The organism is Bradyrhizobium sp. CCBAU 45384 (assembly GCF_028128665.1).
GTDB lineage: Bacteria > Pseudomonadota > Alphaproteobacteria > Rhizobiales > Xanthobacteraceae > Bradyrhizobium > Bradyrhizobium manausense.
In genome coordinates, this window is the sequence record NZ_LBIZ01000119.1 from 25716 (window position 1) to 40366 (window position 14651).

A 14651-nucleotide genomic window follows, 5' to 3' on the forward strand; every position below is an offset into this window, starting at 1 on the left:
AATGACGCCATGAAACAAGCTGATTCCTCCGCCAATCGCATCACCAGGCGCGCCCTGCTCCAATCCACGCTTGGCGCAACCGCGCTATTCGCAGCTCCGACGCGTGTCCTCGCATCGCCTCCCGGCTTTGACGAATGGCGCGAAGGCTTTCGTGCGCGCGCCATGGCAAAAGGCATCTCGGCCGCGACGTGGCAACGCGCGATGGCGCGGATCGAACCCGACATGAGCGTGTTCAGGCAAATGCGCAACCAGCCGGAGTTTCACGAGCAGGTCTGGCAATATATCAACCGCCGCGTCTCCGACTGGCGCATCATCAACGGCAAGATCGCGCTGAAGAACAACGAGGCGCTGTTCGCGCGCATCGAACGTGATTTCGGCGTTGAGCGCGGCACGCTGTTGGCGCTGTGGGGCGTCGAGTCCGCTTACGGCGATCCGCTGGTGCAGCAGAACCACATGACGCCGGTGTTTCCCTCGCTTGCTGCGCTTGCCTGGAATGAGCCGCGGCGCAAGGCCTATTGGGAGGCCGAGCTCATCAATGCGCTGCGCATCGTCGACAAGGGCTGGAGCACGCCCGAAGAGATGCGCGGCTCCTGGGCCGGCGCGATGGGAAATTCGCAATGGATGCCGGAGGTCTGGCTCAATGTCGGCATCGACTATGACGGCGACGGCAAGGTCTCGCCGTTCGGCGAGCCCGACGACGCGCTGGGATCGACGGCAAAATATCTCGTCAATCGCGGCAAATGGCGCCGTGGCGAGCATTGGGGTTATGAGGTGCGCGCGTCGGGCGAGATGAGCGGCAGCCGCACCTATGCGGCGTGGCAGGCGGCCGGCGTCACCCGCGCCGATGGCCAGCCGTTCCCGCAGCCAAATGCAACCGCGCAAATGTGGACGCCGGTCGCGGGCGGCCCGACCTTCCTGCTGGGACCGAACTTCTATGCGGTGAAGAGCTACAATCCCTCGATGAACTATGCGCTCGCGATCTGCCATCTCGGCGACCGCTGCCTCGGCGCGCCACCCTTCATCCAGCCCTTCCCCGGCTCCGAGCGCGTGCTGACGCTTGCCGAGGTGCAGGAGATGCAGACGCGGCTGACCAAGGCCGGTTTCGACACCGGCGGCACCGATGGTCGCGTCGGCAACGACACGATGAAGGCGATCAAGGATTTCCAGCTGCGCGCGGGGATCACGCCCGCCGACGGCTACGGGGGGCTGAAGGTGCTGGCGAAGCTGCGGCAGGGATCGTAGTGGCACGTCATTCCGGGGCGCGCGAAGCGCGAACCCGGAATCTCGCGCAACAATCTCCGGATTCCGGGTTCGAGGCTTCGCCTCGCCCCGGAATGACCTCTTTGATTTCAATGCCTGTACTGCGGCTCTTCCGCGTCGAGCTGGCGGCGGATCGCGGCGAGATGCAACCGGGCGGATTCGGAATCGCCCTCGCGCATTTGTTGGTAGGTCGCGGCCGCAATCGCGGGATCGACCGGCAACACCTTGCGTCCCGTCGACATCGCCAGCACCTGTACTTCGGCGGCGCGCTCGAGGTAGTAGAGATCGTCCCACGCCTCCGCGATGGTCGGCGCCAGCACCATCACGCCATGATGCTTCATAAAGACGATGTCGGCATCGCCCACGGCCGACGCGATGCGCGCGCCTTCGCGGTTATCAAGCGCAAGGCCGTTGTAGTCGCGGTCGACGGCCGTGCGCCCGTAGAATTTCAGCGCGGTCTGACCCGCCCAGATCAAGGGATCGCCGTCGGTCATCGACAGCGCGGTCGCATAAGGCATGTGGGTGTGGAACGCGACCTTGGCGCGCGGCAGGCGCTTGTGCATCTCGGCATGAATGTAGAATGCGGTTGCCTCGGGCTCACCTTCACCGTCAAGGACGTGGCCGTGGAAGTCGCAGATCAGAAGCTTTGACGCCGTCAGCTCCCGAAAGGCGTAGCCGTAAGGATTGACGAGGAAAAGATCATCGTGCCCGGGCACCACGGCCGAGAAGTGATTGCAGATGCCTTCCTCAAAGCCGTTACGCGCAGCCATGCGGAAGCATGCGGCGAGATCCTCGCGCGCGGTGCGGATCGCGTCGGTCGCAAGGTCTGGCCGGTTCGAGCGAACGGCAGCAGGTGAGGAGGCGTGAAGGCTGTGCGCCATGGCGAAGGAGACCTCTTTCGAGCGGGAGACGACAGCGTTTTACAGCGCCGACGCCTGCGCGTCAGCCCCTGCGGCCGCCGCCCTGCCCTGCGCCTTTCACGCCCGCCGCGGCACCCCGCCGGCATTCATGCCGCCGTCGATCACGAGCTCGCTGCCAGTGACGTAGCGCGAGGCATCTGACGCCAGATACAGCACACCGGAGGCGATCTCCGCGGCCTGCCCGGCGCGGCCGAGCGGTGTCGCCGCCTTGGCGCGCTCCTCCGGATCAACAGGCGCATTCTGGCCGGCGCCGGTCGCTCCGGTCGGGATCTTGCCCCAGATCGGCGTGTCGATGATCCCGGGATGAACCGAATTGACGCGGATGCCGTCGCCGGCGGCCGCGCACTCCATCGCAATCGATTTAGCGAACAGCCGGACGCCGCCCTTGGTCGCCGAATAGGCCGACAATCCAGGCGCACCGCGCAGCCCCGCCAGCGAGGACATCATGACGATCGAACCGCCGCCATGCTTGCGCATCAAGGGCAGGCAATGCTTCACCGAGAGAAACACGCCGTCGAGATTGATTGCGTTCTGCTTGCGCCAGTCAGAGAGCGTCATGTCAGTGATCGAGGATACGTGGATGCCGATGCCGGCATTGGAGACGAGCACATCGAGCCGGCCGTAGCGCCTGGCGATCTCGGCTGCGATCTCGATCCAGCGCTCCTCGCTGGTGACATCATGCTCCAGGAAGATCGCTTTGCCGCCGGCCCTTGTCACGCGCGTGGCGAGTTCGGGGCCGCGCAATTCGTCAATGTCGGTGATGACGACGGTCGCGCCTTCGTGTGCAAACAGCTCGACGATCGCCTCGCCAATGCCTGAGGCGCCCCCCGTCACCAGCGCTATCTTGCCCTCAACCTGCCCTGCCATGTTCACTCCCTTTTTTGTTGTTCGAGGTTTATTGTTTGAGGCGATTTATTTCTGCGCATGATCTTGCCGGAAAACGGCTTCGCACTTTCCGGACTATGCGCTACCTAATCACGGATGGCCCCTGGTCCGGAAGCGCGACGTCGATGACTCGGAATTGCACGCGCTCGGCGCCCTGGTACCGATCGACTGATAATGACCCCGCGACATGCAGTTGTTGGCCGCGGTTGGCGAGAAGCGCATGGCCCAGCTTCTGCCCGACCGAACGGAACGCGATGCCGTTGACGATCGCGCCGTCGCCGGACTTGAAGCGCAGCCTTAAGTGCGCCTGCCCGACCTCCTCGGCAAAGACGAGCTGATGCGCCGGCAGCGCCAGCACCGGCTCGGGATTGCCGCTCCCAAACGGTCCGGCACGATTAAGCGTGCTCGCAAGCTCCGTTGTCACCGCTCGCGCCGAGACCGCGCCATCGATATAGAGCTCGTTGACGTGGCGTGCTTCGGCGACGTCCTGCGCCAGTGCGTTATCGAGATAGGCGCGGAATTCGGCGAGCTTCTCCTTTCGGAGGGTCACGCCAGCGGCCATCGCGTGGCCGCCGCCCTTCAGCAGAAGGCCGTCAGCTACGGCCTGCCGCACCACCTTGCCAAGATCGACGCCGGCAATCGAGCGTCCCGAGCCGGTGCCGATGCCGCCGGGCTCGAGCGCAATCGCAAAGGCGGGCCGCGAGAACTTCTCCTTGAGGCGCGAGGCCACGAGGCCGACCACGCCGGGATGCCAACCCTCGGACGCCGTGACGATGACGGCGAGCTTGTCCTCCAGCCCGATCGAGGCGAGCGCCTCGGCTTCGGCCTGGGCTTCGGCGGCCTGTTCGATCACCCGACGTTCGCTGTTGAGGCGATCGAGCTCGGCGGCGATCCGCGCGGCCTCAACGCTATCGCCCTCGAGCAGAAGCCGCACACCGAGATCGGCGCGGCCGATCCGGCCGCCGGCGTTGACGCGCGGTCCCAGCTTGAAACCGAGATGCCAGGCTTCGGGCGGGCCGTTGAGCCGCGCCACATCCATCAGCGCGGTGTGGCCGACGTGGTCGCGCCGCCGCATCGCGATCAGCCCCTTGGCGACGAAAGCGCGGTTCAGCCCGATCAACGGCGCCACATCCGCGACGGTGCCGAGCGCGACGTGATGCAGCATGCCGAGCAAATCGGGCTCGGGCATCCCCGCGTTCCAGAAGCCGCGCTGGCGCAGCTCCCTGTTGACCGCGACCAGCGTGACCAGCACGAGGCCGACCGCAGCGAGATGTCCAAGCCCCGAGAGATCGTCGAGCCGGTTCGGATTGACCAGCGCGTCGACCTCCGGCAGCTCCGTGCCGGCCTGATGATGATCGATGACCACCACGGACATGCCCAGCCGTTTTGCTTCAGCGAGCGGCTCGATGCTGGTGGTGCCGCAATCGACCGTGACGAGCAGCGTGGCGCCCTTGGCCGCGAGCCCGCGAACTGCTTCCACGTTGGGGCCATAGCCCTCAAAGATGCGGTCGGGAATGTGGATCAGCGGGTCGAGCCCGCAATGGCGCAGGTGCCAGGCCAGCAGCGCAGCAGAGGTCGCGCCATCGACGTCGTAATCGCCGAAGATCGCGACGGTCTCGCCCTTCGCGGCGGCATCGGCGATGCGCCTTGCGGCCGCCTCCATCTCCGTCACCGTGAACGGGTCCGGCAGCAGCTTTCGGATGGTCGGATCGAGGAAATCAGGAACGGCATCGATGTCGACACCGCGGCCGGCCAGCACCCGCGCCAGCAGTTCCGGCAGCTGGTGCTGCTGCACGATGGCAAGCGCCTTGGCTGCCCCTCTTGCGTCCAGCCGGTCGCGCCAGAGCTTGTCGGTGAGCGAACGCGCCACGCCCAGGAAGGCCTGGGGCATCTCGACGGGCAAGGCGGTGGTGGGCGGCGTCATGGCGAGAGCTGGCTGTTGGGAACTCGGGACCCGGGTGATCACGGAGGCCGGGTACGTCAAGGGATTGGCCGGCAATCCCTGCGGATTTGCAACGGCCCAGCCGCACAAAGCGGTGGATGGCTGCCCAACCGGCCGGCGTGACTACCATTTAGGCACTCCGCCGAACAGCAAATTAAGCAGGCGTTAGGCGGAATCCTCGAAAAAGAATTGTATTCGATCTGTAGTTGATTGTTCCGGGTTCATTGCAGATCAAGACCTCATTGCCAAGGGAAGTCCCCGATGTCTGCTGCGCTGGGTCTGAAAACCAAATCGGTTGCCACCGAACCCGCCGACGACGATTCCGATATCTCCGCGTTGATCAACCGACTGACCGCGGAGGTCAACCAGATCGCGGTCGACAAGACCAAGTCGATCCAGCAGATCACCAACCAGATGAAGATGCTGGCGCTGAACGCGCTGATCGAAAGCTCGCGGGCCGGCGCCCAAGGCGCGGGCTTTGCGGTGGTGGCGCAGGAGGTGCGCGGCGTCGGCCAGCAGGTCGAGACCATCGCGCGCGAGCTCGAGACCCAGCTGACCAGGCGCACCGGCGATCTCGTCGCCTCGATCGAGCGCATGAGCCAGCGCTCGCGCGGCGAGCGCATGATGGATCTGTCGCTGAACGCGATCGAGCTGATCGATCGCAACCTCTATGAGCGGACCTGCGACGTGCGCTGGTGGGCGACCGATTCCGCCATGGTCGATTGCGCCGCCTCGCCCGCCCCTGCTGCGGTCACCCATGCCTCCCAGCGCCTCGGCGTCATCCTCGGCGCCTACACCGTTTACCTCGACCTCTGGCTCTGCGACCTCGACGGCAATGTCATCGCCAATGGCCGCGCGGATCGCTTTCGCGTCGTCGGCCAGAACGTCGCCCACACCAAATGGTTTCGCGAGGCGAAGGCCTTGCGCTCAGGTGACGACTATGTCGCCGGCGACATCGAGAACCAGCCGCTGCTCGGCAACGCCCAGGTCGCAACCTATTGCGCCAGCATCCGCGCCGGCGGAGAGGCCCACGGCGCGCCGCTTGGCGTGCTCGCCATCCATTTCGACTGGGAGCCGCAGGCGCGCGCGATCGTGCAAGGCGTGCGCGTCGGCGACAGCGACAAGGCCCGCGTGCTGCTGGTCGACTCGCATTTCCGCGTCATCGCCGCCTCCGACGGTCAGGGCATCCTGAGCGAGCGCATCCCGCTCTCGCTCGACGGCCAGCGCTCCGGCTTCTACAATGACCGGACAGGCGCGATGATCGCCTTCCACGCAACGCCGGGCTACGAAACCTATCGGGGGCTCGGCTGGTACGGCGTGATCGTCTGCGGGGCGTGAGGTTGGGCCGGTGTCCCCGGCTCCTCGATCCAAACCGTGAAAACAACCCCATGCACAGTAGCGAGAGTGCCGTTTTCGTGGCGCTTGCGCTCGCGGCTTGACACGTCGGGCAAAACACCGCCGACCTCCGATGATCGCAAGGTCTGGAACTCCATTTGCCGCCGGGCCAATACGTAGGTTCCGGCGAGTTTGCGCCTTATCAAAACCCCTCCGATCGTTCCTGCCTAGTTTTCCCGAAAATCAGGGGAGACACCCTATGCTGGTCAGGATCAACGCGGCGCACCGCCGGCCGGTCGATGGGCATTTAGCTGCGGTTGCCGGCGATCGCGCGTTCTGCAGCGAGTTCTGCTATCGCAGAGGCAGCGAGATTTTCGGCGAGGGCGAGGAAGCGGAATACGTCTATCAGATCAACTCCGGAGCGGTGCGCACCTACAAGCTGCTGCCGGACGGTCGGCGCCAAATCAATGCGTTTCATCTGACCGGCGACATGTTCGGTTTCGAGAACAACGAAACGCATCGCTTTACCGCCGAAGCCATCGTCGAGACTGACGTGCGCATCATGACGCAAAGCAATCTCCTGGGCGCGATGCCCGATCGAGCGGCCGGGCCGAAGCACCTGATCGGATTCGTCACACAAAATCTTCAGCACGCCGAGAACCACATGCTGCTCCTGGGGCGGAAGACATCCCTGGAGAGGGTCGCTGCATTCCTGCTCGAAATGGACGACCGGCTGGCACATCCGAGAGTCATGTACCTGCCGATGACGCGTCGCGACATCGCAGACTATCTCGGACTGACGCTCGAGACGGTCTCGCGCGCCCTGTCGATCTTGCGGGACGACCAGATCTTGCGATTTGACGGAACAACCCAGCGACGGGTCGAGGTGCTTGATCGAAACCGGCTTTCGAAGCTCGACGCCTGATGTTGCAGGGGACGTCGCCTTGGCTGGGCCGGGCGAGAGCCGCCTGGATCTCTGCAAGGCCAATGGGAGGAATGGTCATGCTCATCAAGACGCTCACATTGCACTCCCTGACCTACCTGGTGGGGATTAGCAGCTCGGTCGCGGTCTACCAGAATGCCCTTTGGAGCCCCGGAGCAGACCAGACGGACACGCGCCAGATTGTTCTTCGCGCAACCAAGAGCGACAGACTGCCCGTCAAGCTGAGCAGATCTCACGCGCGCGACAAAGCGCCCGCGCAGGCGCCGACAGTCGTCAATCCCAGGATCGAGGACGCTTGCAAGCCGCCGATCGACGTCCGTGGGCGCTGCTTTGCTTCGGTCGGCTTGAGCAGCCAGGCTGCGTAATTCTGCCGGCCGAGCTACCCTTCCAGCTGGGCTCTGGCGACGTCGTCCCCTTCAGCCAGCAAAGTCGCCCCGCCGAGCGTCTGCGACGGGCGCTCCCCGAACATCGCCTGGTAATATTGCGCGAACCGGCCGAGTTCATAAAAGCCCTGCTCCATCGCGACGGCTGATACGGTGACCGAGCCGGGCGCGCTATCGCGCAGGATCGAATGGACCGCGCAGAGCCGCTTGTGGCGGAGGAAGCTGACCGGGCCGAGGCCGAACACCTCCTGAAAGGCGCGGTGCAGAGTGCGCCGCGAGACGCCGAGCGCTGCGCAGATTTCCGACACATGCACCGGGCGATTGCCGGTCGTGTCGAGATGCTCCTCGACCCGACGGATCAGCCGCCTTGCCGACCGCAGCCAACCCTCATCGTCGGGCGGCAGCGACGACATGACATTCGCCGCCATGCAATCGACGATCGATCGTTTCCAGAAATTGGCGGTGGCTGGCGTCAGCGCCCCGCTATGCGTGCGCAAATGCGACATGATGCGAACCAGGCGGCGCGATGCGATCGCGCCGATCTCGGTATCCGCACGGAAATGGCCGCGGCTACGCCAGGTGTCGGGATCGCTCAACCGCGCTTCCCCGCCGAACAGCGGGACGACCTCATTGAGATCGAACCTCATGGCGGCATAAGCGGATGCGCCGTGAAAAACCCCGTCATGCTCCACTTGTGGCGGGATCACAAGCACGTCGTTGAGCTGCATGTCGAACGACCAGTGCGCGACGCGTTCCTCGGCCGACAGCAGCATTCCGATGATCAACTTGTCATCACTCGCGACACGCTGGGTCCGCATGCCGACGTTGAACGAGCCGATGCTCAGCGAGAAATCGCCGATGCCGACATGGGACAAGCTTCCGCGCAATCGCCCGCGACCGAGTTGCATCACGTCGACATGCGAGCCATGGACGGCCTGGTGAAGACCTTCGAAACCGTCCAGCCGCTTCGAATCAACCAGAAGGAATGGCTCCATGCCGTACCCTGTTACTGAAGCGCGACTATTCTGCGGCAGGCGACAAGGGAATACTACCACAACGCGAAGTGGGTGCGACAATCTGACTTCGTGTTGAGACCAACGCTTTCGAGATCGTCTCGTCAAATCCGCCTCATTCGGCTGTACTTTCGCGGATTCTCGAGGGTGGGGCGTTACGTCTTACCCAGCGCTGTCGCGTCGTGGCACAAACTGCACATCACAGCCGGCCGAACTTCGGATACGTTTTTCAACCTTAGCGATATCGATCAAAAGCGCTCTGCGGATGGCTGAGCGCTCCGCCGAAAGATTTTCCGCGTGCTCGAGAGCGTCCGCGCGATGGGAAAGAGATCTTGACGCAATGAGGCGTCGTGCTCTCCCGAACGCCAAAAAAGAGGGAACCAGACAATGCGTCCAACTTGCCGTCGTCGAATCCTGCCAGCGTCTGCGCCGTAGCGTCAGGTGGACTAAGCGTATCGGAATTTCCACCATGCTGCGGGCGGATCCGGATCACTGCGAATGGTTGCCGGATGATGCGAATACCGGCGAGATGGTCTTCATTCCCGGCGCAACCTTTCGCATAGGGTCCGATCATCATTATCCAGAGGAGGCGCCGAGCCACCGCGTCTGCGTTGACGGCTTCTGGATCGACCGCACGCCTGTTACCGTCAGGCAGTTCAAGCAATTCGTCGATGCAACAGGCCATGTCACCGAAGCGGAGATCGTGCCCGATGCGAAGGACTATCCCGGCGCACTGAGAGAGACGCTCTACGCGGGGTCGCTGGTGTTCTCGCCGCTGCCGCGCATCACAGATCTCACCGACTGGAGCCAGTGGTGGTCGTTCGTGCGCGGCGCCAATTGGCGCCACCCCTATGGCCCCGGCAGCAACATCAAAGACTTCGACGATCATCCGGTCGTACACGTCTCCTATAGCGATGCAGCGGCCTTTGCCCGGTGGGCCAGCAAGGACCTGCCGACCGAAGCCGAGTGGGAATTTGCTGCGCGCGGCGGCCTCGAGGGGGAAGAGTTTGCCTGGGGCGATGCGCTGATGCCCGGCGGCAAGCACATGGCCAACCTCTGGCAGGGCAACTTCCCTGTCCAGAATCTCGGCGAGGATGGGTTCGAGCGTACCTCGCCGGTCCTGGCCTTCCCGCCGAACGGCTACGGTCTTCACGACATGATCGGCAACGTCTGGGAATGGACGTCGGACTGGTGGTCGGCGGCGCACGCGGCCGACCCGGCAAAGCCCTGCTGCATTCCCCAAAACCCCAGCGGCGGCCGCGAGGATTCAAGCTACGACCCTCACCTCCCCGACATCAGGATTCCGCGCAAGGTCGTGAAGGGCGGCTCGCATCTCTGCGCGCCCAATTATTGCCGCCGCTACCGTCCCGCTGCCCGCCACGCCGAGCCGGTCGACACCTCGACCAGCCATATCGGCTTCCGCTGCGTGGTGCGGACGCCGCTCACGTCTCGAAGGCCGGCAGCGGCCGCCACGTCTTCACCGGACCGATGCAGATGAAGCCTTGTAGATGAGACCCTCGATCCTCGAGTGAGACCCGGGGCCACGTCATCAGGACGACGTCTGCGTTATCCGCCGCTCTCCACGAAGGCAACCGGCGTGCCTTTCGCGACGCTGGCAGCGACCCGCTCGGCATCCCAATTGGTCAGACGCACGCAGCCATGCGACTGTCCCTTGGAGATATTTTGCGGCGACGGCGTGCCGTGGATGCCGTAGCCGTCGGCGGACAGATTGATCCACATCGTGCCGACCGGATTGTTCGGCCCCGGCATGATCTTGAAAGGTTTATTGGAACGAACGCCCTTGAAGTGATAGGCGGGATTGTAGCGATAGGTCGGATTTGGATCGATCTCGGTGACCTTCAGCGTACCTGACGGTGACGGCTTTTCCTCGCTGCCGACGCTCGCGGGATAGAAGCCGATCAGCGCATTCGACTTGTCGAACAGTTTCACGGTTTGCCTGACCTTGTCGATCTCGACCCTGTCGGCCCTGGCAGGCGCAGTGCCCTCGCTGGTGTCGACGACGGCGATGGTCTCGCCGGCGCGGTCGAAGCGATGCCCTGGATTGAGCGCCGCGAGCAACTGCTCGCTCATGTGAAACCTCTCGGCCAGCTCTTCGCGCGGACTGGTGTAGCCGAGCTTCGGAATGTCCTTCATGTCTTCCATCCTGGACGGAAGCTTGTGCAGGAACGGGCCTGCGACGTCCTTGTCGGTGATGGTGTAGGTCGTCATCGGCGATCGCGCGTCCGCCTGGAGCGCCTTCCAGAGATCTTCCGTCACCGCATCCGAAGCAGGCAGTTGCCGCGCTTCCGCATAGGCGCGAAGCGCCTTCCTGGCATTCTCGCCGAATTTGCCGTCGATCTCGCCGGGCGAGAAATGGGCTCTGTCCAGCAAGACCTGCAGACGCACGCCCGCCGGGGTGGGCTTGTCGTTCGACAGGGTCTTCTTCGAAGGCTCGGCGGAAGCGATGGCGGCCGCATCCATCCCCGCAGCGAGCGCCGGTGTGGCCGCCAGGGCGAAGCATGCGGCGGCGAGCGCCATCTTCATTGCTGGCATGTTCCAGCTCCGACGTGGACACGATGATCGGATCGGCAACTCGGCTCGACGGCGGAAGTTTCCAGTTTTTCCTGAACCGCGAAGGCCGGCCGGCCGACACCCCGCCCGCGCATCGCAGGCGGTGCCGTGCGCGATCGCGCCGCGTGCCGGCCGTTGCTGGCCAGCGTGCTCCCAAACATAGGGGAATAGTTCCTTACCGATTTTGGATTGCGCTGTCCGATGCATTTTTACGCGGGGCAGGCGCAATCCCGGCAAGAACCTTGATCTAGCGCAACGTCTGCGTTGATACCGAGAGCACGGCTTCCATGGGCAGGAAACCGTGGAGCCAATCCATGAACAAGCTGCACATCAGAAACGTTGCAATCGGGGCCTCGACCTTTGTGTGCGCGGCATTTCTTTCATTTAGCTGGTCCGGGTCCGGCGGCCCGGCGCTGTCGATCGATAGCGCTCAAGCGCGCGTCGGCCGTCCGCTGACTCCGGTGAGTGTCGCCGGCGTCGCACGCCGTCAGTATCGGCGAGGCAATTACGGCTATGGCGCCGGTGCCGTTGGGGCCGGGCTCGCAGGCGCAGCCGTGGTCGGAACGGCAGCTGCTGCGGCGGCGACGGGCTGGCCTTACAACAATGGCTATTACGGGCGCGGCGGTACACTTGCGGCCAACGCCTATTATACCGGGCCGGTGGAGACCAGCCCCTTCTACCTCCAGCGCGCCTATTACGGAAACGGCCCCTGGTATGGCTACAACGGCTGGGCCGACTACAAAGCGCGCTATGGCATCGTCTGCGATCCCGGCACGACCTTCAAAGGTAGTGACGGCCTCATGCACGTCTGTCAGTAGCGTCTCAGTCCAGTGACCAGGGCGGCTCAGTCGCTGCCCCCGTTTACTCGCCGCGCCGTCATCTCCGCCGCAAGGAGCACCGCGGCGCGGCTGGCGCCTATCGATGCGACGCCCTGCCCGACGATGTCGTAGGCGGTGCCGTGCGCGGGCGTGCAGATCGGAAACGGGAAGCCGCCGAGCAAGGTGACGCCGCGATCGAAGCCCATCAGCTTCATCGCGATCTGGCCCTGGTCGTGATACATCGTCAGCACCGCATCGAAGGCGCCGGCCTTGGCGCGCAGGAACACGGTGTCGGCAGGAAACGGGCCCTCCACGGCGATGCCGGCGCGCTGGCCGGCTTCCACCACGGGTGCAATGACATCGATCTCCTCGCGGCCGAAATTGCCGCCGTCGCCGGCGTGCGGATTGAGGCCGGCAACCGCAATGCGCGGGCGCGCGAAGCCGGCATTGCGCATGCAGGTGTCGGTCAGCCTCAAGGCGCGCTGGATGCGCTCGCTCGACAGTTTTGCAGCAACATCCCTCAGCGGAATGTGCGAGGTCACGCGTGCATTCCAGAGCTCGCCCAGCACGTTGAATTCGCTGGCCGGCGTCCGCAGGCCAACCACCTCCGCGGAGAAGGCGATCTCGTCGTCATAGTCCGAGTGCGCCAGTCGCATCGCCGCCTTGTTGAAGGGGGTGAAGCAGACGGCATCGACCCGGCCGTCCCTGCCAAATTCGAGCGCCTGCTTGTAGTTGGCGAGCGCAAATTGCCCGCCCTCAAGGCTCGCCACACCCCGCTCGACCCTGATGGGATCGAGGTGGCCGAGATCGAGGAAGAGCGCATCGTCTTTCAACTCATCGAAATCGGCGCCCTGCTCCACCGCGGTCATTTCAGGCGCAACGCCTGCGATCTTCGCACCCTCGTCGAACACCCTGACGTCGCCGATGACCACGAGCCGGCACCGCGCGCGGATATCATCCTGCGCCACGAGTTTTGCCGTCAGCTCCGGGCTGATGCCGGCAGGATCTCCCATCGCCAGCGCAATCAGCGGCTTTCCGGTCATATGATCACCTTTTCCTGGTTGGTCGTTTCCAAACCGGCGGGCTTGCGGAAGATGCGTGCGAACAGCAGCAATACCAGCGGCAACAGCAGCAATGCGACGCCTGATATGACGAGACACGTCACCAGCTTGTTGGCGAAGAAGATCCCGAGGGATCCCTTCGACATCAGCATCGACTGCCGGAACGCATCCTCGGCCTTGTCGCCGATGACGATGGCGAGCACCAGCGGCGCCAGCGGATAGAACAGCTTCTTGAAGAGATAGCCGACGACGCCGAATCCCAGCATCATGACCACGTCGAGATAGGAATTCGAGACCGAATAGGCGCCGACGACGCAGATGATCACGATCAGCGGCGCAATGACCACGAAGGGAATCCGCATCAAGGCGGCGAACACAGGCACGGTCAGCAGCACCAGGGCGACCGCGACGATGTTGCCGACATACATCGAGGCAATCAGGCCCCAGACGAAGTCTTTCTGGTCCACGAACAGCATCGGACCCGGATTGAGACCCCAGATCATCAGCCCGCCCATCATGACGGCGGCGGTCGCCGAGCCGGGAATACCGAGCGAGAGCATCGGCAGCAGGGCGCTGGTGCCGGCGGCATGATCGGCGGTCTCCGGCGAGATGATGCCTTCGACCTCGCCGGTGCCGAAGTAGCGGCCACGGCGGGAGAAGCGGCGGGCGATGCCGTAGCTCATGAATGATGCCGCGGTCGGGCCGCCCGGCGTGATCCCCATCCAGCAGCCGATCGCAGCGCTACGCAGCAACGCAACACTGTGGCGTGGCAGGCGGCCAACCGCCCGAAACACCTCGCGCCAGTCGATCTTCGAGGAGACGGCACGGGCATGAAATTCCTCCTCGACCGCGACCAGCAGCTCGCCAATGCCGAACAGGCCCATCACCGCGACGACGAAATTCACGCCCTTGACGAGTTCGTCGATGCCCATGGTGAGACGGACGCTGCCGGAGACGGTGTCGATGCCGATGGCGGCGATGGCAAAGCCGATCGCAAGCGCCACGACCGTCTTGATCGGCGCCGCGCCGCCCATGCCGACGAAGCTCGCAAAGGCGAGGAAATAGACGGCAAAATATTCCGGAGGCCCAAAGGCGAGCGCGACCTGCGCCACCCAGGATGCCAGGAAGGTGATCAGGATGACGCCAACAAGCGCCCCGAACGCCGCCGAGCCGAACGCGGTGGCGAGCGCCGTGGTCGGCCGTCCGTCGCGCGCCATCGGATAGCCGTCGAACGTGGTGGCGACCGAGGACGGCTCGCCGGGGATGTTGAACAGGATCGAGGTGACGGAGCCGCCGAACAGCGCACCCCAATACATGCTGGAGAGCAGGATGATCGCCGAGACCGGCTGCATGCCGAAGGTCAGCGGCAGCAGCAGCGACACCCCGTTCGGCGCGCCGAGCCCCGGCAGCACGCCGACGAGAATGCCGAGCAGCACGCCTGTCGCCATCAAGGCCAGGTGCGGCACGGTAACCGCGATGGTGAAACCGTGCAGGAGCTCCGAGAGATTATCCATCGCCTG

The 14651-nt window shown here is 64.3% G+C and carries 13 protein-coding genes; 6 read left to right on the top strand and 7 right to left on the bottom strand.

What is annotated here, in order from left to right; all coding sequences use genetic code 11:
• Positions 1-9 precede the first annotated feature (9 nt).
• Positions 10-1242 (top strand): lytic murein transglycosylase, encoded by a 1233-nt coding sequence (locus XH80_RS36635; RefSeq protein WP_271602823.1) that lies wholly within the window; start codon positions 10-12, stop codon positions 1240-1242.
• A gap of 107 nt (positions 1243-1349) precedes the next feature.
• Here XH80_RS36635 and XH80_RS36640 read toward each other — a convergent pair whose 3' ends face one another.
• The 3 genes from XH80_RS36640 to recJ form a co-directional block, all read right to left on the bottom strand.
• Positions 1350-2141 carry an aldolase gene (locus tag XH80_RS36640; protein WP_271602824.1) on the bottom strand — a complete coding sequence of 264 codons (792 nt, stop codon included), beginning with the start codon at positions 2139-2141 and terminating at the stop codon, positions 1350-1352.
• A 96-nt stretch (positions 2142-2237) separates the two neighbouring features.
• On the bottom strand, positions 2238-3047 hold the full coding sequence (locus tag XH80_RS36645; protein ID WP_271602825.1) for an SDR family NAD(P)-dependent oxidoreductase: 810 nt from the start codon (positions 3045-3047) through the stop codon (positions 2238-2240).
• Between the two features lie 100 nt (positions 3048-3147).
• Positions 3148-4989 (bottom strand): single-stranded-DNA-specific exonuclease RecJ, encoded by a 1842-nt coding sequence (gene recJ / locus XH80_RS36650; RefSeq protein WP_271602826.1) that lies wholly within the window; start codon positions 4987-4989, stop codon positions 3148-3150.
• A 279-nt stretch (positions 4990-5268) separates the two neighbouring features.
• Between recJ and XH80_RS36655 the strand changes: the two genes are divergently transcribed.
• The 3 genes from XH80_RS36655 (at position 5269) to XH80_RS36665 (ending at position 7650) form a co-directional block, all read left to right on the top strand.
• Positions 5269-6345: a methyl-accepting chemotaxis protein gene (locus XH80_RS36655; RefSeq protein ID WP_271602827.1), complete on the top strand. Its 1077-nt coding sequence runs from the start codon at positions 5269-5271 to the stop codon at positions 6343-6345.
• Positions 6346-6601: 256 nt separating this feature from the next.
• Complete coding sequence (locus XH80_RS36660) at positions 6602-7267, top strand: helix-turn-helix domain-containing protein (protein ID WP_271602828.1); 666 nt, start codon at positions 6602-6604, stop codon at positions 7265-7267.
• A gap of 77 nt (positions 7268-7344) precedes the next feature.
• A complete protein-coding gene (locus XH80_RS36665; protein WP_271602829.1) occupies positions 7345-7650 on the top strand; it encodes a hypothetical protein in 306 nt (101 codons plus the stop codon).
• Positions 7651-7664: 14 nt separating this feature from the next.
• Here XH80_RS36665 and XH80_RS36670 read toward each other — a convergent pair whose 3' ends face one another.
• Positions 7665-8663 (bottom strand): helix-turn-helix domain-containing protein, encoded by a 999-nt coding sequence (locus XH80_RS36670; protein WP_271602830.1) that lies wholly within the window; start codon positions 8661-8663, stop codon positions 7665-7667.
• Between the two features lie 487 nt (positions 8664-9150).
• Between XH80_RS36670 and XH80_RS36675 the strand changes: the two genes are divergently transcribed.
• Entirely contained in the window at positions 9151-10179 is a 1029-nt protein-coding gene (locus tag XH80_RS36675; protein ID WP_271602831.1) for a formylglycine-generating enzyme family protein, read from the top strand.
• A gap of 68 nt (positions 10180-10247) precedes the next feature.
• On the opposite strand, the gene XH80_RS36680 is transcribed toward XH80_RS36675, so the two are convergent.
• On the bottom strand, positions 10248-11234 hold the full coding sequence (locus XH80_RS36680; RefSeq protein WP_271602832.1) for a L,D-transpeptidase family protein: 987 nt from the start codon (positions 11232-11234) through the stop codon (positions 10248-10250).
• Positions 11235-11566: 332 nt separating this feature from the next.
• Here XH80_RS36680 and XH80_RS36685 point away from each other — a divergent pair, with 332 nt between their 5' ends.
• Positions 11567-12070: a hypothetical protein gene (locus XH80_RS36685; RefSeq protein ID WP_271602833.1), complete on the top strand. Its 504-nt coding sequence runs from the start codon at positions 11567-11569 to the stop codon at positions 12068-12070.
• Positions 12071-12096: 26 nt separating this feature from the next.
• Here the strand turns inward: XH80_RS36685 and XH80_RS36690 are convergent, their stop codons facing one another.
• Positions 12097-13113, bottom strand: a complete 1017-nt coding sequence (locus XH80_RS36690; protein ID WP_271602834.1) for a 4-hydroxythreonine-4-phosphate dehydrogenase PdxA — start codon at positions 13111-13113, stop codon at positions 12097-12099.
• Positions 13110-14645: a tripartite tricarboxylate transporter permease gene (locus XH80_RS36695; protein ID WP_271602835.1), complete on the bottom strand. Its 1536-nt coding sequence runs from the start codon at positions 14643-14645 to the stop codon at positions 13110-13112. The genes XH80_RS36690 and XH80_RS36695 overlap by 4 nt, the downstream gene beginning before the upstream one ends.
• Positions 14646-14651 lie beyond the last annotated feature (6 nt).